Origin of the sequence: Kitasatospora sp. NPDC049285 (assembly GCF_040678815.1) — a bacterium.
In the GTDB taxonomy this organism is placed as follows: Bacteria; Actinomycetota; Actinomycetes; order Streptomycetales; family Streptomycetaceae; genus Kitasatospora.
Window position 1 is genome coordinate 88,672 of record NZ_JBFAQR010000022.1, and the last position, 22,532, is coordinate 111,203.

A 22,532-nucleotide genomic window follows, 5' to 3' on the forward strand; every position below is an offset into this window, starting at 1 on the left:
GGACACCCAGCACGTCCAGGGAGGAACAGAGCAGCATGACGCGGACCGGATCCCCCCACCCGCTACCCGCCGTCACCACCGGCCGCCGCCGCACCGTGGCAGCCCTCGCGGCCAGCGCCGCGCTCCTCCCCGCACTCCTGTCCACCGCCGCCTGCGGCGGCCCGGCCGTCGCCGACGCGACCGGCCAGGAGGTCACCGTGATGACCTGGGCCCCGTCCGGCACCGGAGCCTCCGACCGTCCCGGCATGACCGCGCTCGCCGACGCCATCGGCCGCGAGCTCAACTCGCACGGCGGCCTCGACGGACGCAAGGTCCGCGTCCTCACCTGCAACGAGCACGACAGCGCCGACGGCGCCACCGCCTGCACCCGCCAGGCCGTGGACGCGAAGGTGGTCGCCGTGGTCGGCTCCGCCAGCCAGTTCGGCACCAACTTCATGCCCGTCCTCGATGACGCCGGCATCCCCTACCTCGGCGGATACGGCCTCTCCAGCCCGGAGTTCACCAGCCCGCTGTCCTACCCGGTGGCCGGCGGCATGCCCGCCCTGATCGCCGGCAGCGGACGCCAGCTGGTCGACGCCGGCTGCAAGCAGATCTCGCTGATCCGCCCCGACACCCGGGCCGGCGACGCGCTGGTCGGCTACCTCACCGGCGCGGTCAAGCAGACCAACATCAAGCTCACCGACGTCAAGGCGCCGGAGAAGTCCAACGACTACTCCTCCTACGCCCGCAAGGCGATCGGCGACGACAAGTCCGGCAACTGCGTGCTCAGCGCGCTCGGTTCCGAGCCCACCTCCAACCTGCTCGACCCGTACCGCCGCGCCAACCCGAAGAACACCCAGCTCGCCTCGGTGATCGGCTCCTTCCAGCAGTCCGTGGTCGACTCCACCGGCGGCGACAACGGCCCGCTGCGCGGCGCGTACGCCACCGGCTGGTTCCCGGCCGAGAGCTCCAGGGTCTGGGACGCGCTGCGCAACACCGCCCACACCTTCGGCGGCGGCGCCACCATCGACGTCGCCGACCCCGGCGTGCAGACCACCTGGGTCGCCTACGAGGTGCTCCGGCAGGCGGTCGGCCGGATCGACAAGAGCAAGCCGCTCACCGCCAAGGCCCTGCGCGCCGTGCTGGACAGCGGCGAGCCGATCGACACCGCCGGCGCGACCCCGCCGCTCGGCTGGGGCATGACCAACATGCTCCCCAGCGCCGACTCCCCCCGCCTGGTCAACACCTCGGTGACCTTCCAGCAGGTCCAGGGCGGCCGCCTGGTCGAGCAGCGCCAGGGCTTCACCGACGTCCGCTGGGTCCTCACCAACGGCAAGCCCCCGGCGTAAGCAACTCGCAGCGCAGGGGCTACCACCAGGGGCGCGAGGAACTGCGCGAAGCGGAAGGCATAGACGGCAAGATCCGCCCGGCGAGGGAACTCCCTCCCCGGGCGGATCTCGTGCGTTACAGCTCGCTCGCACCCTTGTTCGGCAGCCCCGTCTTCGTGGCGATCGCCCCCCACAGCCCCGCCGCCTGCTCCTTCGCCGTCGTGGCGGAGCCACTCGCGGTGTTGCCGTTGCGGTAGTGGTCGTTGTCCTTCGCCTTGCCCGCGTCGCAGCCGGCGACCAGGTCACCGGCCCACAGGGCGTACTCGGAGTCCGCGCCGGAGGAGGCCTGCCAGGCCTTCTGCAGCTGCTCCACCAGCTTCGCGCCGTCGGGGAGTTGATCGACCTTCAGGTCGCCGAGCTTCTTCAGCAGGTCCTGCCGCTGGGAGGCGGCGGCGGTCAGCGCGGCCTGGGCGTCGGGCAGGCCCTGGCACTTGCCGACGGCGGTGACCGCGTTGACCACCGAGGAGCGGCTGGAGCTGGCGGTGCCGAGCAGGTCGGACATCGCCTGCGCCTGGGCCTTCATCTCGGGGGTGACGGCGCCGGAGCTGGCGCCGGTCGAGGGGGCCGAGGACTTCTGCGCGACCGTGGTGCCCTTGTCCTTGCCGGAGTCGCCGCCGCTGGAGAGCACGCCGATCAGGACCGCGATCAGCGCCACACCGGCGACGCCCGCCCCGATCAGGATCTTCGGGTCGACCTTGCGGCGCTCCTCCGCGGACGCCCAGGACGGTGCGGCCGGGGCCTCGGGCTGCGGCGGGTAGCCGGGCTGCTGGCCACCGTACGACGGGTACTGCTGGGGCTGCTGCGGGGCGGCCTGGTACTGCTGGGGCTGCTGCTGGCCGCCGAAGGTGCCGCCGTAGCCCTGCGGCGGGGTGGGGGCCTGCCCGGCGGCCGGGTAGGCCTGCGGGGCTCCGCCGACCGCGGGGTCGGCGTTCGGGTACGGCGGCAGGTACTGGGTGGCCGGCGCCGGGTCGGCGGCGGGGGCCGCGGCGGGCTGCTGCGGCGCGCCCCAGTACTCGGGGGCGCCGCTCTGCCCGAGCGGCGGCGCGCTCTGCTGCTGCGGGACCGCGGGCTGCTGCTGGGCGGCGGCGCCCGCCGGGTTGCCCTGGCCGTCTCCGGCGGGTTCCGGTCGGAACAGGTCGTCCAGATTGAACTCGCCGGAATTGGGATACGAGCGGCGCTGGCTCAACGCGATTCCTCACCTGTGCACGGCACCGGGATCCCGGGCCTTTCGGTCGCCCGCCGATTTGCTGACGACAGGCCACAACTGCGTGCCCACGCTACCGGTTCACCGGCACAGGTGACTACGTGGGCCGGGGTGTTCTGTGCTAGGGCTTCACGTCACACCCCGGCGGAGCCGGCGTTCCGGCCGTCCGTCAGGCGGCCTCCCCGTCCATCCGGGCGTGGAACTCCCGTACCGCGCGGTGTCCGCGGTACGGCTCCAGCCGGATGCGGAAGTCGTCCAGGTACTCGACGCCGCGGTTGGAGCGCAGTCCGCTGAGCAGCCGGACCGCCTCGGTGCCGGTCTCGCAGGCGCGTTCCAGGTCGCGCTGCTGGAGTTGGGCGGTGGCGAGCAGCACCAGGTCGACGGCGCGGCGGCGGACCCGGTGCGCCGGGTGCAACTCCAGTGCGGTGCGGGCGTACTGCTCCGCCCGCTCGCCCTGCTGCAGGTCGCGGTGACAGTGCGCCAACTCGTCGGCCAGGTAGGCCTCGTCGAAGTGGACGATCCAGTCGGGGTCGTCGGCCGGGTTGCGCCGCTCCATCGCGGCGAGCGCCTTGGCCGCAACGTGCTCGCAGGCGTGGGCGTCGCCGAGCAGGGCGTGGCCCCGGGCCTCGGCGGCGTAGAACATCGCCATCGCGGTGGGGGTGGCGACCGTGCGGGCGCCTTCCTGGGCGGCGCGGGCGAGTTGGGCGATCTCCCGGGGGTTGCCGAGGGTCGCGGCGAGGTGGCTCATCGAGGCGGCGAGCACGTAGCCGCCGTAGCCGCGGTCGTCGGCGGCCTGGGCGAGGCGCAGCGCCTGGATGTAGTAGCGCTGGGCCAGGCCGGGTTGGCCGGTGTCGACCGCCATGTAGCCGGCCAGCTCGGTCAGCCGGGCGACCGCGCCGAAGAGTTGACGGCCCGTCTCCTCGCGGTAGGAGCCGCCGAGGAAGCCGGAGACCACGCTGTTGAGGTAGTGCACCACCACGGGGCGCACGTGGCCGCTGCCGAAGCGGTGGTCGAGGTCGACCAGCATCTGCGTGGTGGCGCGGATCGCGGCCACGTCGGCCAGGCCGACCCGGGTGCCGCCGGCCCGCGCGACCACCGGGTCGGGCGGGGTGATCAGCCAGTCCCGGCTGGGTTCGACCAGCGCGGAGGCGGCGACCGTGGTTCCGGCCAGGAAGTCGCGCTTGCCGACGTCACTGCGCCAGAGTTCGCAGATCTGTTCGAGCGCGGTGGTCAGGCTCGGCGCGAACTGCAGGCCGACGGCGGAGCTCAGGCTCTTCCCGTCGGCCATGCCGATCTCGTCCACGGTCACGCCGCGGCCGAGTTTGCGGCCGAGCGCCTCGGCGATCACCGCGGGGGCCTGCCCGCGGGGCTGCTGCCCGCGCAGCCACCGGGCGACCGAGGTCTTGTCGTATCGCAGGTCAAGGCCGTGTTCGGCGCCGCAGAGGTTGACCCGGCGGGCGAGGCCCGCGTTGGAGCAGCCCGCTTCCTGGATCAGCTGCTGTAGACGCTCGTTCGGCTCTCGTGCGACGAGTGGTCTCGCGGCCATGGGATTTTCTCGCCTCCCCAACGCCGTCCGGACCCGACCGGAGGGCGACGACTGTGCAACACCATGCGGAATACCCACGGTGACGTACCCACTCCCCACGCGCCCGGGTGAATGCCTCTGTGCGCCCCCACTGCGCCCGTTACCGCCCCTGTTCGCCCGGGGCCCCTCGACCAGGATCACCGTCCCGGGTGACAACGCGGATCCCGTTCGAACCGCTCGGCCGGGGGCCGTAACCCGCACTCACGGACGGTAGTTGTGCAGCACGTGGACAACACCCCAGGAGCCCCCGAACAGAACCTGCCCCCGCTGCTGCTCGAAGCCGTCCGCTACGCCGAGGACCGCCACTGGGAGGTGGCCCCCGGCACCTGGCTGATCGACGGCGACGGGCCGACCCGCTGCTCGTGCGGCGAGCCGCAGTGCGCGCTCCCCGGGGCGCACCCGACCGGCCAGGACTGGCGGCGCCGGGCCAGCGCCGGCCCCGGCGTGGTCCGCAAGTGGTGGACGGAGAACCCCGACGCCTCGATCCTGCTGCCCACCGGCCGGGCGTTCGACGTGCTGGACGCGCCGGAGGTGGCCGGCTGCCTGGCGCTGGCCCGGATGGAGCGGATGGGGTTGCAGCTCGGCCCGGTGGTCGCGGTGCCGGCCGCGCCGGGGCGCACTGGGCGGCGGCTGCACTTCCTGGTGCTGCCGGGGGTGGTGGACAAGCTGCCCGACATGCTGCGGGCGATCGGCTGGTCCCCGGACCGGCTGGACCTGGTGGCCCGCGGTGAGGGCGACTGGGTGGTCGCCCCGCCGTCCCGGGTCGGCGGCTACGCCTCCGCGCAGTGGGCCCGTCCGCCGTCCGCGCTGAACCGCTGGCTGCCGGACGCGGCCGAGCTGGTCAGCCCGCTCGCGTACGCCTGCGGGCGGGAGCCGTCGTCCGCACGCCCCGTGGAGCGCGCGGCCGCCGCCGTGCGCTGACGCCCCGAGTTTGCCCTCCGCCGATCCGGTGAGGGCGCACCGCGCGACACCCTGCGCGGCAGCGACGGGCCCGGCCTCCCAACCGGAGGCGGGGCCCGTCGTTCGCACGTCCGGACGCCGATCCTCCGGAAAGGAACGGTGTACCCGCAGGTCAACGGGGCAAGCCCACCGATCGGGTGACAGCGCTCAAGGATTGGCCGCAGCTGCCGAGGGGATCATCTCCAGCGTCAGCACGGGGCGGACGGAGCGAAGGGAGTGAGGCCCGAGGGAGTGAGGGACGCAGTGCCCGAGGGGCTGCCGGGAGGGCGTTCGGACGGGGAAGCCGAATGCGGCAGCGGGAGGGAGGCCGGGGCGGCGGCGCGGGGAGCCGCCTCCCGGCCACAGCGGGAGGGGATCGGCGGGGGACACCGGAGGGGAACCGGCGGGGGAACGGGGAGGAGCGGGAGGGACGGGAGGGAACGCGCGGGGCCCGGTGCGGGGACACACCGGGCCCCGAGGCGTGCCGCACGCGGGACGACCGCGGAACGCAGCGCGCTGGCGCCGCGACGACGGGCGGGAACTACGGGCTGTGGGCTACCGGCGACCGGCTACGGCTGGGCGACGAAGACGTGCGCGGCGATCTCCTTGCCGAGCTCGGCCGCGCTCTCGCCGCTGCCCACCAGCACCCCGCCGGAGGCGGGCGAGACCCGCACCGTGGCGCCCGGGCGGACCCCGGCGCGACGCAGCGTGCGCATCAGCTCACCGTCGGTCTGGATCGGCTCGCCGATCCGGCGCACCACGACGTCGGCGCCGTCCGCGGCGACCACGATGTGCTCCAGGGTGACCAGCCCCGCGTCGTAGCCCTCGCCCTCGGCCTTGGTGTCGCCGAGCTCGTCCAGCCCGGGGATCGGGTTGCCGTACGGGGACTGGGTGGGGTGGCCGAGCATGGCGAGGACCTTGCGCTCGACGGTCTCGCTCATCACGTGCTCCCAGCGACAGGCCTCCTCGTGGACCTGCTCCCACTCCAGGCCGATCACGTCGACCAGCAGGCACTCGGCGATCCGGTGCTTGCGCATCACCCGGACCGCCAACCGGCGGCCCTCCTCGGTGAGTTCGAGGTGCCGGTCCTCGGCGACCTGGAGCAGGCCGTCGCGCTCCATCCGGCCCACCGTCTGGCTCACCGTCGGACCGGACTGCTCCAGCCGCTCGGCGATCCGGGCGCGCATCGGGGTGATGCCCTCCTCCTCCAGCTCCAGGATGGTGCGGAGGTACATCTCAGTGGTGTCGATCAGCCCTGACATCGCCCCTGGCTCCGTTCTTCGGTGTCCTCACCGCCAATTCTGACGTACCGCGATGACAACCGGATGCGCCCGGAGCCTATGCCCGGGCCTTTTCGTTCCTGTTGACAGCGCGCCACCCCAGGCAGCACCGTGCACGCCGTATCTTTCTCCATGCCGCGGTCTGGACCACCTGACCGCCCACGAGCTGGACGGAGTTGTGATGACCGAGCTGGTCGGCCGGTACCTGGACGCCGCGGTGGCCCACCTGGAGCGGATCCGGGCCGAGGAGGGCGCCAACATCGACGCCGCCGCCGAGTTGCTGGCCGAGGCGGTCGAGCACGGCCGGCGGATCTTCACCTTCGGCGCCGGGCACTCCTCGCTGGCCGCGCAGGACGTGGTCTACCGGGCCGGCGGCCTGGTGGTGATGAACCTGCTGAACGTGCCCGGGATGACCGGGGTCAACGTGATGCCCGCGCACCTGGGCAGCGCCCTCGAGCGGGTCTCCGGGCTGGCCACCACCACCCTGGACCTCACCCCGGCGCGCAGCGGCGACCTGCTGTTCCTGATCTCGCTCTCCGGCCGCCAGGTGATGCCGGTCGAGCTGGCCCGGCACGCCCGCGACCGCGGGATGAAGGTGATCGGCGTGACCTCGCTCGCCTATCCCGGCGCGGTCTCCTCCAACCACCCCTCCGGCACCTACCTCAAGGACAACTGCGACGTGGTGCTGGACAGCAAGATCGCCCTCGGGGACGGCGAGCTCTCCCACCCCGCCGCGGGCGCCCCGTTCGGCTCGGTCTCGACCATCGTCACCAGCGCGCTCATGCAGTCGGTGATGTCCTCCGCGATCGGCAAGCTCGCCGACCGGGGCATCACCCCTCCGCTGTTCCGCTCCGGCAACGTGGACGGCGGCACCGCGTGGAACAACAAGGTGATCGCCGACAACGCCGACCGGATCTACTACGCCTGGTGAACCGACTGCGGGCGGCCGTGGCCGGGGGACCGTTAATCGGCCAACTCCTTTGATCGCCGCGTAAGTTCATCCGCAACAGGGAAGGACTCCCGAGACCGGTGAGACGGGCGGCGGGGGTCGGGGATGCAGGCTGGGGCGGGGCGTTCGATCGGCTTCGTGCGGGAGCAGGACCTGCTGCCCGGGCTGTTCTGGGCCGCCGACGGGGCGTCCCTGCAGGGCCAGGCCCGGGCGGTGGCGCTCGCCCGCTGGGAGCTGCTGATGCTGGTGGTCGCCGCCTTCGCGGGCTCGGCCGACGGCGCGCTGTGGGCCTGGGCCGCCGCCCTGGCCTACCTCGGCGCGCTGTTCATGGCCGTCATGGTGGCCTGGCAGAACCCGCAGCGGCTCTGGTACGACGGCCGGGCGGTCGCCGAGTCGGTGAAGACCCTGGTGTGGAAGTACGCCGTGCGGGCCGACTCCTACCAGCCGCCGCCCCGCAAGCTACCCGACGCCGAGCGCCTGTACGACATCCAACTCGCCGGAATCCTCAGCGAGTTCGACAGCGACCGGGTCACCCCCGGGGTGTCCGAGGAGCTGCGGGTGTGGCGCGCCCCGGCCCGGCACCCGCAGATCACCGAGACCATGGAGAAGCTGCGCGACCAGCCGCTCTCGGTGCGCCGCGAGACCTACCTGCGCGAGCGGGTGCGCAGCCAGCGCGACTGGTACCAGGCCAAGGCGATCCAGTGCCGCAACGCCACCCGCCGGGTGGGCCGGCTGGCCATCGTGCTGCCCGCGGCGGGCCTGCTGCTCGCGGTGCTGCGCGCGCTCGGCCAGTTCAGCTTCGACGCGCTCGGCGCGATCTCCGCGGTGGCCGCCTCGATCGCGGCCTGGGCCCAGCTGCGCCAGTACCGCCCGCAGGCCGCCGCCTACACCCTCGCCGCGGCCGAACTCTCCAAGGTGGAAGCCCAGTTGGCGTCGCTGAACGTGACGTCCGAGGACGCCGAGGAGATCTGGGCCCGGCTCGCCCGGGACGCCGAGGACGCCATCTCCCGGGAGCACACCACCTGGCAGGCGCGCCGCGAGGTGCGCAGCCTGGACATACCCAACTGAGCAGGAGGCGCCGAGTGGTGACACGGAGGATCGAGGCGGAGGGCGGACGCGTCCTCGCGGTCGAAACATCCGGGGACCCGTCCGGCAGACCGGTGTTCCTGCTCCACGGCACCCCCGGCAGCCGGGTCGGACCCGCCCCGCGCTCGGCCGTGCTGTCCCGGATGCGGGTCCGGCTGATCTCCTTCGACCGCCCCGGCTACGGCGACTCCACCCGGTTGCCCGGACGGCAGGTCGCCGCCGCGGCCGAGGACGTGCGGACCATCGCGGACGCCCTCGGGCTCGGCCGGTTCGCCGTGCTGGGCCGCTCGGGCGGCGGCCCGCACGCGCTCGCCTGCGCGGCGCTGCTGCCCGACCGGGTGGTGCGGGCCGCCACCCAGGTCTCGCTCGCCCCGCGCGACGCGGAGGGCCTGGACTGGTTCGCCGGGATGACCGCCTCCAACGAACGCGCCTACCGCCAGGCCGAGTTGGGGCAGCCGCGGATCGCCGGGCCGTTCCAGGTCCGGTCGCGGGTGATCCGCCGCGACCCGGCCCGGCTGATCCGCGACCTGGTCCCCGAACTCCCGCCGCCGGACCGCACCGTGGTCGCCGATCTCGGCATCCGCCGGATGCTCCACTCCACCTACCGCCAGGCGTTCCGGGTCGGCGCGGACGGCTGGATCGACGACGTCCTCGCCTTCATCGCCGACTGGGGCTTCTCCGTCGACGCGATCCGCGCCCCGGTCCGCCTCTGGCACGGCGCGGACGACAAGTTCTCCCCGGTCGGCCACTCCGCCTGGCTCGCCGACCACATCCCCGGCGCCCAGCTCTACCTGGAACCCGGCGCGGCCCACTTCGGCTCGCTGAAGGAGATGACCGACGCCATCCGCTGGGCCGCCAGAGGCTTCGCCGACTAACGGCTGCGCCCCGCCAGGCTGCGCCCCGAGACGGGCGCGGGGAACTGCGCGAGCAACCGATCCCCCGCCGCAAGATCGCGCCACGGTGCAAGTCACTGCCCGCGTCGCGATCTTGCTGGTGGGTGCCTTCCGCTTCGCGCAGTTCCCCGCGCCCCTTGCGGGGCGCAGCCTCGCGGAGCGTCAGAGCGGTTGCGGCTCCAGGTCTCGGTTGGAGCGCTGCCAGCTGCGGGCGGCGATCACCGTGGGGTGCTCCTCGCCGAAGAGTTCGACCAGGGCCGCGACGGCGTGCAGTCGCAGGGCCTCGGCCTCGCTGCGACGGCCGGCCGCGCGGAGGGTCACCGCGAGGTTGGCCTGGCAGACCAGGGCGTCGGGGTGGGTGGCGCCGTACCGCGCGGCGAGGCCGTCGTACGCGGTCCGGCCGAGCTCCTCGGCCTCGGCGAGCTGGCGGTTCTCGGCGAGCGAGTTGGAGAGGTTGATCACCGCGTTGAGGGTGAACGGGTGGTCCTCGCCGAGGACCCGGGTGAGGCCCTCCGCGGCGGCCTGGCCGTGCCGGATGGCGCCGGCCAGGTCACCGGAGCCGCGCAGGTAGATGCCGAGGTTGTTCTCGCAGGCGAAGGAGAACGGGTGGTCCTCGCCGAACAGCCGGCGGTGGCCCTCGTAGGCGTCGGCGGCGATGTCGCGGGCGGTCTCCTTGTCGCCGGCCGCGCTGAGGTCGGCGGCCAGGTTGAGCCGGCAGGCGAGGGCGTCGGCGAAGTCGGGGCCGAACAGGTCGACGTACCGCTCGTAGGTGCGCTCGGTGAGTTCGCGCGCCTCGGAGAACTGGCCGGCCCGGCGCAGCGAGACGGCCAGCGACTTGGCGTTGCGCAGCTCCTCGGGCAGGTCGGACTGCGGGAGGTCGGCGAAGGCCTCGGTGACCTCCCGCAGGAGTTCCACCGACGCCTTGTAGTGGCCGAGTTCGCGCAGGTCGCGGGCGAGGTTGGACTTGGTGCCGAGGGTGTACGGGTGGCGCGGGCCGCGGACCGCCGCGTTGCGTTCGAGGGTGTCCTGGTCGAGGTCGCGGGCGGCCTCGCTGTTGCCGACCAGGCGGTGGTCGATGGCGAGGTTGTTGGCGACGGTGAGGGTGCGCGGGTCGTCCTCGCCGAACAGTTCGGTGAACTGGTTGAAGGTGTCCTGGTCGAGGGCGAGCGCTTCCTGGAACCGGTTGAGGTACCGCAGGTCGGCGGCCATCGAGTTGGCGGTCATCAGGGTGTACGGGTGGTGCTCCCCGAGGAGTTCGCGCTGGCCGACCAGAGTGGCCTGGTTGAGCGCCAGCGCCTCGGTGTAGGAGCCCTGGGAGCGCAGCACGTTGGCGATCTGCAGCCGCAGGCTGAGGATCTGCCGGCGCCAGACCTTCTGCTCGGCGAGGTCGGGTTCGACGTCGGAGCGCTCGGTCCAGGTGGTGTCGAGCTGGCGGCCGAGTTGCAGGGCCTGTTCGAGGTCGACGCGCTTCCACAGGTAGCGGACCCGGTCGATCAGCAGTTCGCGGACCTCGCGCTCGTCGCAGTCCTGCGCCCTGGAGGGCGTGAGGTGCGGCCAGATCTTCTCCAGGGTGGGCCAGTTGGCGGGGTCGTCGGTGTCGCCGCGGGGCGGCCGGGCGTTCACCAGGATGCGGTGGACCTGGTGCATGGCGGTGTTGCGCTCGGCCTCGGTCATGCCGCTGCGCACGACGGCCTGGACGAGCCGGTGGACCTGGAAGGAGTCGGAGCCGGCGTCGGTCTTGGCGAGCGCGTAGCGGCTGACCGAGCGGAGCACCTTGCCGAGCAGGAAGGTGTCGGTGAGCTCCTCGTCGTACGGGTAGAGGGCGAGGCGCATCTGCTCGGAGAAGAAGAACTGGTTGAGCGAGATCGGCTCGGGCGCGAAGAAGGCGCACAGTTCCAGCAGCCGCACCGCGGCCGGGGACTGCTCGCGCAGCCGGGCGATGGAGACGTTCCAGGTGAGGCCGACCGGGGTCGGGTAGTCGACCGGGGTCTCGCCGGCGGCGAGCACCTTGGTGGCCTCGGCCTTGAGCTGGTTGACGTAGCTGTCGACGGGGGTGCGGGTGGTCTCCAGCCAGGCGGCGGCGACCTCGACGGCCAGCGGGAGGTCGCCGACGGCCTCGGCGACCCGGCCGGCGTCCTCGCGGGTCAGGCCGCGGACCCGGCGGGTGAGGTGGTCGACCGACTCGGTGCGGTCGAAGACGTCGACGTTGAGCACCCCGGCCTGCCCGGACCAGCCCTGGTTGCGGGAGGTGACGAGGATGTGGCCGGGCCCGTCGGGGAAGAACCGGCGGATGTCGGCGGGCTCGTCGGCGTTGTCGAAGATCAGCAGCCAGTTGGCGGTGGGGAGGCCCTGGCGGAGCGCGTCGCGGGCGGCCTGGGCGGCCTCGTTGACGTTGTCGCCGACCCGCAGGCCGAGCCGGCCGGCCAGTTCGGCGAGGTCGACGACGACGTTCTCGCTCTGCTCGGCGTCGATCCACCACACCAGGTCGTAGTGCGACATGTAGCGGTGGGCGTACTCCAGCGCGACCTGGGTCTTGCCGACGCCGCCGAGGCCGTACAGGGTCTGCGGCGGCGGGAGGACGGCGGTGGTGCCGCCGGCCAGCTGGGCGCGCAGGTCGTCGAGGACCTTGACCCGGCCGGTGAAGGAGTGGTTGCGCTGCGGAACCTGCCAGAAGGTGGGCTTGGTACCGGGGAAGCGCGGCGCGCCGGGGGTTCGGTCGGGCAGTTCGGTCTCGCTGCGGCCGAGGGCGCGCAGCAGGGCCAGCGCGGCGGCCTGCTCGTCGCGGCCGATCAGGTCGACCGGGTTGCGGCTGTTGTACGGCGCGTTGAGGCGGACGTCGGAGACCCGGACCGGGATCAGCTGGCGGCGGGCTCCGGCCGGGTCGGCGAGCACGGTGCGGTCCCACAGCGCCTGGGCCTGCGGCGACTGCAGGTAGGCGGCGGAGAGCAGCGCGACGGTGCGGTACGCGGAGTCGATGCCGCGGCCGGTGGCCTCGCGCGGGTTGGCGCCGGCGCCGAGGTCGCGCGGGACGACGCGGTAGCCGGCGTCGGCGAGCAGGGCGGAGATCCAGTCGGCCCAGGCCCGGTCCTCGGGGACGTAGCTGAGGTACAGGTCGGCGGGGGCGGTGGGGCGGCGGCGGGCGAAGCCGTCGAGGTGACGCAGCCTCAGGTCCTCGGCCATCGGCGGGAGTCCGGCGACCCGGCCCTGGGTGATCTCCCGGGTGAGGCGCTCGTTGGCGGCGAGCATCGAGCCGGGCAGGCCGGGCTGGTCGCCGAACGGGGCGAGGATCTCCTCGTAGGCGTAGAACGGCCGGTAGGGGATCTCCACGCCGGCCCAGTAGCGGTTCAGCTCCTGGTCGCCGAGGGCGGCCGGCAGGCCGGCGAACTTGATCCGGGCCAGCGCCCGGCCCGCGTCGGCCTTCTCCTTCTCGCCCTCGTCGATGCGCATCGGCACCGGCAGGATGCGGATCTCGCGGTCGCCGTAGCGGTCCTCGATGACCCGGGCGATCCGCGAGGCGCCGTCGATCGACTGGTCGCTGAGGGTGAAGCAGACCACCAGGTCGTCCGGCATCTCGACGGTGCAGATGTCGGCGGTGTCGGTGAGGCCGGTACGGCTGTCGATCAGCACGTAGTCGTAGCGGCGCTTCATGTCGACGCGCAGCGACTGGATGAAGCGCTGGCCGTCGTAGCGCTCGTACAGCAGGTCCCAGTCGAGCCGGGCCACCGAGTAGTCGCGGTTCTGCTGCCCCGCCGGGACCAGGTCGATCCGGCCGCCGCCGGGGAAGTGCGGCCAGGCCAGCGAGAGGGCGTGCGGGTGGATCCGGGCGAAGTCCTCGATCCACTCCGGGTCGCGGTCGACCGGGCGGCGGGCCTCCTCCAGGTAGTCCGCGAACAGGTCCATGATCCCGGTGGTGGCGGCGACCACCTCGGGGTTGAGGAAGGGCCGGAAGAACTGGCCGAGGCCCGGGGCCTCCAGGTCCCAGTCGACGGTGAGCACCCGGTAGCCGTTGGCGGCCAGGATCCAGGCGGTGTTGGCCAGCGCCATGGTGCGCCCGGTGCCGCCCTTGTAGGAGTAGAAGGTGACGATCCGGCCGTGCCGGTCCTCGCCGGTCGCGTCGCGGCGGCGTGCCTGGATCTGCGGGCCCTTGGCCGGCCTCTCGGTCATGACGTTCCCTCCCTGGGGCCGCTGGTGCCCGTAGTCCCGCACGCCGTGCCGCCGGACGGGATCCCGACCGTCCGACGTTGTCTCAACTCATGGGCCGATACTGGGTTTCCGGTACCGCGGTCCGTCGTCGTCACGGTCCGTGCGGTCGCGGTTGTGCTGGTCGTGGGCGGTGCAGGCGCGCATCACCGCGCGTTCCATCTCGCCGCGGAACTCCTCCAGGCTGCCCGGGGCGCCGCTGGCCCCGTCGTCCCGCAGGGTGGGCTTGGGCCGGGCGCCGCGGCTGACGGTCAGCACGCTGTCGCCGATCTCGTTGAGCATGCGTTCGTTGTCGCGGCTCTGCTGGTCGTCCCGGTTCCAGGGCTCCAGGATCGCCACCGATCCGAGGTTGCGCCGGTCCAACCGCCGGATCGCCTCGGCCCGTTGGCCGTCCAGGAAGGCCCAGCGGTCGACCAGCAGCACGCACGGGGCGGCCGGTCGCTCGCTGGTCAGCAGGTGGTCGGACTCCTCCTCGAACTCCCGCACGGTGGGCTGGAAGCCCATGTTGCGGGCGACGTCGGCGGCGTCCTGGGCGAGCGGCCGGGTGGAGTCGGGGCGGAACGGCTGCCAGTCGGTGCGGCGCTCCCCGTACCAGGTGGCGCTGCGGTTGGGCGGCAGTTCGGGCTGCCGGTAGGAGTAGACCGAGATCCGCACCCGGTCGGCGACCTCCGGCGGGTCGAACGCGGACGGCTGGGTCTCGAAGTCGTGGGTCTGGCCGACCGGGATGACGGTCTGGTCGGCGACGTCGACGATCCGCTGGGCGAGGCGCCACACGGCGGTGTGGTACTGCGAGCTGTAGGACGCGATCTTCATCAGCGCGTACAGGCCCTCGGCGGCGTAGTCGGCGCCGAAGCTGTCGTGGTTGAACTGGAGCTCGCCGGCCACCCGGGGCAGCGTGTAGTGGTCCATCGGCACCCACAGCGCCGGGACGATGCCGGTCATCCGGTCCGCGCTGGGCCGGCGCTGGTAGACCGAGCGCCGGGTGAACAGGTGCCACTCCCGGCCGCACGCCTCGGACTTGAAGTACCTCGGCGAGTACAGCGGCACGAACACCCGGCAGGTGGCCAGCTCCCGGGAGAGCCGCTCGGCCCACTTCTGGCCCTGGTGCATCGAGCGGTCCATGAACCCGATCGGGTGCCCGGCCGGGGCGTCGGTGATCTGGAAGATCGCCTCGCACAGGTCCTGGTAGAGCTTGGCCACCCAGAGGTTGGGGTCCGCGGCGCCGCGCGAGTTGACCTTCGGGGTGTGCGCGTAGCTGAGGAAGAAGTACGGCCTCGGTGCGTCCTTCGCCCGGCCCGCTGGGCTGTTCACACGCGCCTCCCCCGAGCCCGCCTGTCACCTGTTCCCCCGAAAGGGTCTCAAGTGTAGGAAGGTTCGGAGCCCGAATGGAATAGGGCCTTGATCTGACGTGTGCTCAAATCCGGCGGTTTCTGAACCACTTGTCGGCGAGGTCGACCGCGTCACGGATCGGCATCAGGAAGCAGTCGGCGTCCCCGACCCGCCCGGCGACCAGCGATTCCAGCCCCGCGGAGAGCGCCTCGCCCATGTCCGGGAAGTGCTCGTCCTCCAGCCGCACCCCGGTGAAGGACTCCCAGCGGCGCCCGCCGTCGGGTTCCCGCACCACGCAGCTGTACTGCTGCGGCCGGCGGTCCGGCTGCCAGTACTCCAGCAGGTGCAGCGGGGTGCAGCACCACACCGGCACCCCGATCATCAGCGCCCGGGCGCCGGACAGGTACAGCCGCTCCACCGGCGAGCCCTCGCCCAGGTGGCTGGGCAGCGGGTGACCCTGCGTCAGGTGCGCGGCGGCCGGGCCGACCGCGCTGAACGAGGTCTGCGGATGGCCGCTGCGCAGCGCCCCCGGCAGCAGCCGCACCTCTTCGGCGAGCCGGCCCATGGTCGGCGAGGCGGGGGTGGCCGCGGCGTCCCACGCGGGCATCGCCGCGTGGTATTCCCGCAGCTGGTCGGGGGTCATCGCGGCGGTGGCCCGGCGGTAGTACGGCGAGGTCCGGGAGTTCTCGGGTGTAGCGGTGTACACGACCAGCGTGCCGTCCGCCCCGAGCGCCTCCCTGAGCGCCCCCACCACCCCGGGTGCGCCCTGTGCGACCGGTCCGAGCGCGCGCAGCGAGGACTGCACCAGCAGCGTCTCGCCCTCCGTGATCCCCAGCGCGCGCAGGTCGCCGGCCAGCTCGGACTGCGAGTACACCTCTGTCCTCCGGTCAGGCTCGGGCGGCGGTGGCCCGCCAGGCGGCGAGGTTGTCGGCGGCGGCCCGGCGGGCGGCGTCTTCGGCCGGCGCGCCGACCGGCACCGCGAGCGCCGGGGCGAGCGCGGCCCGCATCCCCGCGGCGAAGCGCTGTCCCAGCGGGGTGAGCGACCCGGAGTCGGCCAGCGTCTCGACCGCCTCCGCGGTGTGCGCCCGCCAGGTGGCCAGGTGCAGCCGCGCGGCGTCGGCGGCGGCCCCGCCGATGCCGTCGAAGGACCGCACCCGGGCGGCCCAGAAGTCGCTGACCGCCAGGTGCGCGTAGGTGCCCTGCAGCAGGCCCTCCAGCGGCCGCGGGTCGGGCCGCCACGGCGCGTAGTACCGCCGGTCGTCCGCCCGGTCGTACAGGTCGTGCAGGTCGAGCACCGCGCCCAGCTTGACGTGCTGGAACTCGTGGGCGAGCAGCAGCGCCAGGACCGGTGCGGTGGCCGGGCGGGCGATGCCGACCGCGCCGAACGCCTGCCGGGCGGCGGCGCTGACGTCCCGTCCGTCCGGTCCCGGCGCGAGCGGGGTGACGGTGCCCAGGCCCGCGGCGATCCCCGCGGCGTAGTCGGGCAGGTCGCGGCCGAGCAGTTCCCAGGCCTCGCGCAGCGCGCCGGTCCAGTCCAGCAGTTCGCCGTCGCCGAGCCGCTCGGCGGCGGGCCACTGGTGGCTGTCGCGCTGCGGGTCGGTGTCCTCCAGGGCGAGCGTCCAACCGGGCAGCGCGAGGCGGCGTACGGGCTGCCACAGGTGGTCGCCGGCCCGGTCCCAGCCGATCGTGTGCTCGCCGCAGCGCAGCCCGTCCGGGCCGCCGGCGAGCACCGCCTCGGTGCGGCCGTCCAGCCGCAGCCGGCCGAGCGTCGGCAGGTGCAGCCAGCCGGCGCGGACCGGCAGCGGCAGTTCGAAGTCCAGCCGGGCGCGGGCCGCCGCGGCGGCCGCCAGCTCGGCCAGTCCGCCCAGGTCGCCGTCCGGCTCGCCGCCGAGGCAGCGCACCGCCCAGGCCCGGGTGTACGGGTGGGCGAGCACCGCGTCGAGCGCGCCGGGGGCCTTCCGGTCGGCCTCGGTGAGCAGCTGCCAGGCGGGCGAGCCGCCCGCCCCGACGGCGGCCACCAGCCGCCGGGAGAGCTCCAGTTGGGCCTTGGCGAGAGCGCCGACGGCGTCCGCGCCGCCGAGCCCGCGGGCCAGTTCGTCCAGGTGCGCGTCGGTGAGCGGCTGCCGCCCCTGGGCGGGCACCGCGGCGCTCGCGCCGACCCGGTCGCGGATGGTGGTGATGAGCTTCATGAGGTCCCCGCAGAACACCGACGGGTTGTCGAATCCCCGGCCGGATCGGTAACGGTGGGCGTAGAGGCCGCCGCCGCAGGAGCGGACCACCGGGCAGCCGCGGCACTCCTCGGCCAGCCCCGCCAGCCCGGACTGCCGCTGGAGCATCCCCGGGTGCCGGGCGACCTCGTCCAGCGAGTGCGCGAACACGTCGAACCCGGTCGCGGGCGCGCCGTCGTAGGCGGTCTTCAGGCTGTCGGCCTGCTCGAGGCTGCCGTCGGTCTCCACCACCACCAGGTCGGCGGGGTCCAGGCCGAGCGACTCGGTCAGGCTGGAGCGTCCGCGCAGCGTCCGGTGGACCGAGTCGAAGATCCGCACCGGCACCGGCCGCCCCTGCTCCTCCCAGCGCCGGTAGACCGCCAGCAGCCAGTCGGCGTACGGGGTCGGACCCGCGCCGTCCGGCCGCTTCGGCGGCTGGTCCCAGGTGGCGTGCGGCAGCAGGAAGTCGATCCGGGGCGGCTGCTCGGCGAGCAGCGCCTCGTAGACCGCGACCGGGTCGTTCTCGACGTCGATGGTGCACAGCAGTCCGGCGTACAGGTGCCGGTACGCGGGGCGGCGCAGCAGCTCCAGTGCGGCCAGCACCTTGCCGTGGCTGCTGCGGCCGTCGGCGAAGCGGCGGTGCCGGTCGTTGGCGAGCCGGTCGCCGTCCAGCGAGACGCCGACCTTGACGCCGTGCTCGGCGAAGAGCTCGCAGAACTCCTCGTCGAGCAGCACCGCGTTGGTGTGGATCCGCAGGTCGAGCGCGCAGCCCTCCGGCAGCGCGGCCCGCAGCAGCTCGGCGGCCCGCCGCAGCCGCGGCTTCCCGGCGAGCAGCGGCTCCCCGCCGTGCAGCACGACGTGCACGGCGGGGAGCCGGTGGGCCCGGGCATGGTCCCCGATCCGCTCGGCCGTCCGTACCAGCACGTCGTCCCCGGCGGCCTTGGGCAGGCGTTTCCAGGTGGTGTCGGCGTGCTCGTACACGTAGCAGTGGTCGCATGCGAGGTCGCAGCGGCTGTGCACCTTCACCACGAACTGGCTGAAGGGGACGGGGTCGTGCGTCATGGGGCGAACCGATTCAGCGGGGCCCGGGGGGTCAGATCGAGGACTGGAACGCGGCCACCGCCACCTGCCTGGCGGCGGCATCCGGCAGCACCCGCTCGATCTGGGCGGCCAGCTCGTCGGAGTCCAGTGCGGCGAGATCGGCCAGCGAAGGCCGATCGAAAGCGACCTGAGCCCCGGTCAGGTCTTCGGCCGGGTTCGCGGCGAGTGCAGTCGTCATGGCGTTGCCCTCTTCAGGTGAGGCGTGCGAATGGGGAAGCGAAACTCGGCGCCGCAGCCTGAAGCCACAGCGTCACACTGCGGCACACCTCGGAGAAGCATATGGGACTCCCGACTCCGCAGTCGAAGGCCGATCGACCCCGATCTCTTCGCGTCTCCGTTGACACCAAAGGGAGTTGACGCCCCACCAGATGTTTACGCAGCTCAAAAGACCACCCGTTCAGCGGTACCAGCGATTCGACCGCTCGTGCTACCCCCCCGAACACCCGGCCCCCGACACGCCGCCACACTGGCCGTGCCACCTGCCCACCTCGTACAGTGACCGCACCCGCGCCCGGCGCGGGAGAACGAAGAGGGGCCGCGCCCACCACCTCGGCAGTCGCGACCCGTCTCCGTGTGTGCACCACTTCCCGCGAGGGCCCGGCTGCCACCGGGCCTTTCGCATGTCCGGGCTACTTCAGCAGCAGCTCCACCGCCGTGACGACCGCCAGGCACCAGGTGCCTGCCGTGAGCGCCCACGTGGCCCGGACGAGCGAGTCCGCACGACCGCGCTCGCCTTTCCGAACGCCCATGGTGGGACTCCTTCCTCTGCTCCAGCGGGTAGACCCCGCACGGTGGCGGTCCGGCCACCTGGCCATCGCGCCCGCACCCCACCCTGGAGCAGCACACCCGCAGCGTAGCGCTAGCGGTCTACGCCAGCCCGGACTTCACCCGTACATCGGTACCGACGGTTCGTCTCCTCGTGCCAACGGTCGAACGCCTGCACCCGCCGCGCGACTTCCGGTCAGGGGCAGAGCCGCTCCACGCGCCAGCCGTCGGCTTCGGCGAGGAAGCGGAGGCGGTCGTGGAGGCGGTTCTCGCGGCCCTGCCAGAACTCGACGGTGTGGGGGATGACGCGGTAGCCGCCCCAGAACGGGGGGACGGGGACGCCTTCGCCTTCGGGGTAGCGGGCGGCGAGGTCGGCGTAGCGGCGTTCCAGGACCTCGCGGTCGGCGACCGGGCTGGACTGCTCGGAGGCCCAGGCGCCGAGCTGGGAGCCGTGCGGCCGGGTGCGGAAGTACGCGGCGGTCTCGTCGCGGCCGACCTTCTCCACCCGGCCGGAGACCACCACCTGGCGGGCCAGCGCGATCCAGGGGAAGAGCAGCGAGGCGTTCGGGTTGGCGGCCAGGTCGGCGCCCTTGCGCGAGCCGTAGTTGGTGTAGAAGACGAAGCCGCGCCGGTCGAAGCCCTTCAGCAGGACGGTGCGCGAGCTGGGGATCCCGTCGGCGTCGGCGGTGGAGAGCACCATCGCGTTGGGCTCGACCACGCCGGCCTCGTCGACCTCGTGGAACCAGCGGGTGAACTGGCTGAAGGGATCGTCGGCGAGCTGCGCCTCCAGCAGGCCCTCGTGCTGGTAATGCTTGCGCATCACGGTGAGGTCCGGCCCTGGCCGGTCCTCGGTGGGCGTGGAGAGGGCGCTCGGGTGACGTTCCGCGGTAGGCACGCCAACATCATCCCGTACGACAAGCGCCGGACACTGCTACGTCCACGCAAACACCTGGCGATATGGTGTCTCGCCACCGCGCCCTCAACGGCGATCGCGCGGCCCGTGGGGGAAACATCACCGTCGTGGTGTATGGCGCAATGCACTCCGTGCCTGCCACTCTGACACCGAGTGCCAACCACCATCGGCCACCGGCATGCCGCCCCACCACGGCGGCATGTCGCGTCGGATCACTGAAGGAGCCGTTCTGATGTCGGATTTCGTACCCGGCCTTGAGGGAGTAGTCGCCTTCGAGAGCGAGATCGCCGAGCCGGACCGCGAGGGCGGCGCGCTCCGCTACCGCGGGGTGGACATCGAGGACCTGGTCGGCCAGGTCTCCTTCGGGCACGTCTGGGGCCTGCTGGTGGACGGCAAGTTCGCCCCGGGCCTGCCCGCCGCCGAGCCGTTCCCGATCCCGGTGCACTCGGGCGACATCCGGGTCGACGTGCAGTCCGCGCTGGCGATGCTCGCCCCGGTCTGGGGCCTCAAGCCGCTGCTGGACATCACCGCCGAGGAGGCCCGCGACGACCTCGCCCGGGCCGCCGTGATGGCGCTGTCGTACGTGGCCCAGTCGGCCCGCGGCCAGGGCCTGCCGATGGTCCCGCAGCGCGAGATCGACAAAGCCGAGACCATCGTCGAGCGGTTCATGATCCGCTGGCGCGGCGAGCCGGACCCGAAGCACGTCAAGGCCGTCGACGCGTACTGGACGTCCGCCGCCGAGCACGGCATGAACGCCTCCACCTTCACCGCCCGGGTCATCGCCTCCACCGGCGCCGACGTCGCCGCCGCGCTCTCCGGCGCGGTGGGCGCGATGTCCGGCCCGCTGCACGGCGGCGCCCCGTCCCGGGTGCTCGGCATGATCGAGGAGATCGAGCGCACCGGCGACGCGGCCGGCTACGTCAGGAAGGCCCTCGACAAGGGCGAGCGCCTGATGGGCTTCGGCCACCGCGTGTACCGCGCCGAGGACCCGCGCGCCCGGGTGCTGCGCCGCACCGCCAAGGAGCTCGGCGCGCCGCGCTTCGAGATCGCGGAGGCGCTGGAGAAGGCCGCCCTGGAGGAGCTGCACAACCGCCGCCCGGACCGGGTGCTCGCCACCAACGTCGAGTTCTGGGCCGCGATCATGCTGGACTTCGCCGAGGTCCCGGCGCACATGTTCACCTCGATGTTCACCTGCGCCCGCACCGCCGGCTGGTCCGCGCACATCCTGGAGCAGAAGCGCACCGGCCGCCTGGTCCGTCCGGCCGCCCGCTACATCGGCCCGGCCGCCCGCGGCCCGCAGGAGATCGAGGGCTGGGACCAGATCGCCCGCTGACCCCCGTTCAGGTGAAAGCCTGACGGGCCGTCACCTCGTCAACGCCGCCACCGGGTGCGCGTCCGGCCCCTGACCAGGGCCGCCGCGCACCCCGGTGAAGGCTGTCCGGTGCCGCAAAGATCACGTCTCAGCGGCCGGACGGCCGTAACATCTCCGCAATCCAGGGCGATAGGCTGCGGCCGTGGCTCAGATTCAGATCCCCGCCGACAATCTGCCCAACGATGGCCGCTTCGGCTGCGGCCCCTCCAAGGTGCGCCCCGAGGCCCTGAGTGCCCTCGCCGCCACCGGAACCTCCCTGCTGGGTACCTCCCACCGCCAGGCCCCGGTCAAGAACATCGTGAAGCGCGTCCGCCAAGGCGTCGCCGAGCTGTTCTCGCTGCCGGAGGGCTACGAGGTGGTCCTCGGAAACGGCGGCTCCACCGCGTTCTGGGACATCGCCGCGTTCGGCCTGGTGCGCGAGAAGTCGCAGCACCTGAACTTCGGTGAGTTCTCCTCCAAGTTCGCGTCCTCCGTGAAGGCCGCGCCGTGGCTGGCCGAGCCGACCGTGATCAAGACCGAGCCGGGCACCCACCCGCTCCCGGTCGCCGAGGCGGGCGTGGACGTCTACGCGCTCACCCACAACGAGACCTCCACCGGTGTCGCGATGCCGATCCGCCGCCCCGAGGGCGCGGACGCCGGCTCGCTGGTCCTGGTGGACGCCACCTCCGGCGCGGGCGGCCTGCCGGTCGACATCCGCGAGACGGACGTCTACTACTTCGCCCCGCAGAAGTCCTTCGCCTCCGAGGGCGGCCTGTGGCTGGCCACCTTCTCCCCGGCCGCGCTGGAGCGCGCCGCGGAGATCGCCGGCTCCGGCCGGTACATCCCGCCGTTCTTCGACCTGCCGACCGCGATCGACAACTCGTCGAAGGACCAGACGTACAACACCCCGGCCATCTCCACCCTCTTCCTGCTGGCCGACCAGCTGGAGTGGCTGAACGGCCAGGGCGGACTGGACTGGGCGGTCGCCCGCACCGCGGAGTCCTCCTCGATCCTGTACTCCTGGGCCGAGAAGTCCTCCTACGCGCAGCCCTTCGTCGCCAAGCCGGAGGAGCGCTCGCAGGTCGTCGGCACCATCGACTTCGACGACTCGGTCGACGCCGCTGCGGTCGCCAAGGCACTGCGTGCCAACGGCATCGTCGACACCGAGCCGTACCGCAAGCTCGGCCGCAACCAGCTGCGCATCGCGATGTTCCCGGCCGTCGACCCGGCGGACGTCGAGAAGCTCACCGGCGCCATCGACTACGTGGTCGACAACCTCCCGCCGACCACCTGCGGCTCTACCTGGAATCCGGCGAGTACGACCCGCTGACCGCCAAGGGCGAGGCCACCATCGAGGTGTTCG

Annotated in this window: 16 protein-coding genes; 7 read left to right on the top strand and 9 right to left on the bottom strand. The window is 73.0% G+C overall.

Annotated elements, in window-relative coordinates:
• Window positions 1–35: 35 nt before the first annotated feature.
• Window positions 36–1,328, top strand: coding sequence for an ABC transporter substrate-binding protein (locus AB0K51_RS16870; protein ID WP_363455333.1), 1,293 nt, complete (start codon window positions 36–38; stop codon window positions 1,326–1,328).
• Window positions 1,329–1,443: 115 nt separating this feature from the next.
• On the opposite strand, the gene AB0K51_RS16875 is transcribed toward AB0K51_RS16870, so the two are convergent.
• Window positions 1,444–2,553 (bottom strand): hypothetical protein, encoded by a 1,110-nt coding sequence (locus tag AB0K51_RS16875; RefSeq protein ID WP_363455336.1) that lies wholly within the window; start codon window positions 2,551–2,553, stop codon window positions 1,444–1,446.
• Window positions 2,554–2,740: 187 nt separating this feature from the next.
• Entirely contained in the window at window positions 2,741–4,117 is a 1,377-nt protein-coding gene (locus AB0K51_RS16880) for a transcriptional regulator (protein ID WP_363455339.1), read from the bottom strand.
• A 255-nt stretch (window positions 4,118–4,372) separates the two neighbouring features.
• Here AB0K51_RS16880 and AB0K51_RS16885 point away from each other — a divergent pair, with 255 nt between their 5' ends.
• Window positions 4,373–5,077, top strand: coding sequence for a bifunctional DNA primase/polymerase (locus AB0K51_RS16885; RefSeq protein ID WP_363455341.1), 705 nt, complete (start codon window positions 4,373–4,375; stop codon window positions 5,075–5,077).
• A gap of 587 nt (window positions 5,078–5,664) precedes the next feature.
• Here the strand turns inward: AB0K51_RS16885 and AB0K51_RS16890 are convergent.
• Window positions 5,665–6,357, bottom strand: a complete 693-nt coding sequence (locus AB0K51_RS16890; RefSeq protein ID WP_363455344.1) for a metal-dependent transcriptional regulator — start codon at window positions 6,355–6,357, stop codon at window positions 5,665–5,667.
• A gap of 199 nt (window positions 6,358–6,556) precedes the next feature.
• On the opposite strand from AB0K51_RS16890, the gene AB0K51_RS16895 reads away from it, so the two are divergent.
• The 3 genes from AB0K51_RS16895 to AB0K51_RS16905 all read left to right on the top strand — a co-directional run bounded on the left by AB0K51_RS16895 (window position 6,557) and on the right by AB0K51_RS16905 (window position 9,285).
• Complete coding sequence (locus AB0K51_RS16895) at window positions 6,557–7,306, top strand: SIS domain-containing protein (RefSeq protein WP_363455347.1); 750 nt, start codon at window positions 6,557–6,559, stop codon at window positions 7,304–7,306.
• A 156-nt stretch (window positions 7,307–7,462) separates the two neighbouring features.
• On the top strand, window positions 7,463–8,392 hold the full coding sequence (locus AB0K51_RS16900; protein ID WP_363455350.1) for a DUF4231 domain-containing protein: 930 nt from the start codon (window positions 7,463–7,465) through the stop codon (window positions 8,390–8,392).
• Window positions 8,393–8,409: 17 nt separating this feature from the next.
• On the top strand, window positions 8,410–9,285 hold the full coding sequence (locus AB0K51_RS16905; protein ID WP_363455353.1) for an alpha/beta fold hydrolase: 876 nt from the start codon (window positions 8,410–8,412) through the stop codon (window positions 9,283–9,285).
• Window positions 9,286–9,465: 180 nt separating this feature from the next.
• Here the strand turns inward: AB0K51_RS16905 and fxsT are convergent, their stop codons facing one another.
• The 6 genes from fxsT to pdxH all read right to left on the bottom strand — a co-directional run bounded on the left by fxsT (window position 9,466) and on the right by pdxH (window position 19,725).
• The gene (gene fxsT, locus AB0K51_RS16910; RefSeq protein ID WP_363455356.1) at window positions 9,466–13,467 is read right to left on the bottom strand and encodes an FxSxx-COOH system tetratricopeptide repeat protein; all 4,002 of its coding nucleotides are present in this window, start codon (window positions 13,465–13,467) and stop codon (window positions 9,466–9,468) included.
• Between the two features lie 87 nt (window positions 13,468–13,554).
• Complete coding sequence (locus tag AB0K51_RS16915; protein WP_363455359.1) at window positions 13,555–14,814, bottom strand: TIR-like protein FxsC; 1,260 nt, start codon at window positions 14,812–14,814, stop codon at window positions 13,555–13,557.
• A 103-nt stretch (window positions 14,815–14,917) separates the two neighbouring features.
• Window positions 14,918–15,706, bottom strand: a complete 789-nt coding sequence (locus tag AB0K51_RS16920; protein ID WP_363455362.1) for an AAC(3) family N-acetyltransferase — start codon at window positions 15,704–15,706, stop codon at window positions 14,918–14,920.
• A 13-nt stretch (window positions 15,707–15,719) separates the two neighbouring features.
• Window positions 15,720–18,101, bottom strand: a complete 2,382-nt coding sequence (locus AB0K51_RS16925; protein WP_363455365.1) for an FxsB family cyclophane-forming radical SAM/SPASM peptide maturase — start codon at window positions 18,099–18,101, stop codon at window positions 15,720–15,722.
• 31 nt (window positions 18,102–18,132) lie between these two features.
• On the bottom strand, window positions 18,133–18,318 hold the full coding sequence (fxsA, locus tag AB0K51_RS16930) for an FxSxx-COOH cyclophane-containing RiPP peptide (RefSeq protein ID WP_363455368.1): 186 nt from the start codon (window positions 18,316–18,318) through the stop codon (window positions 18,133–18,135).
• Window positions 18,319–19,101: 783 nt separating this feature from the next.
• Complete coding sequence (gene pdxH / locus AB0K51_RS16935) at window positions 19,102–19,725, bottom strand: pyridoxamine 5'-phosphate oxidase (RefSeq protein WP_363455387.1); 624 nt, start codon at window positions 19,723–19,725, stop codon at window positions 19,102–19,104.
• Window positions 19,726–20,050: 325 nt separating this feature from the next.
• On the opposite strand from pdxH, the gene AB0K51_RS16940 reads away from it, so the two are divergent.
• Window positions 20,051–21,151, top strand: a complete 1,101-nt coding sequence (locus AB0K51_RS16940) for a citrate synthase 2 (RefSeq protein ID WP_363455371.1) — start codon at window positions 20,051–20,053, stop codon at window positions 21,149–21,151.
• Between the two features lie 181 nt (window positions 21,152–21,332).
• Window positions 21,333–22,499 carry a phosphoserine transaminase gene (serC, locus tag AB0K51_RS16945; RefSeq protein ID WP_363455374.1) on the top strand — a complete coding sequence of 389 codons (1,167 nt, stop codon included), beginning with the start codon at window positions 21,333–21,335 and terminating at the stop codon, window positions 22,497–22,499.
• Window positions 22,500–22,532 lie beyond the last annotated feature (33 nt).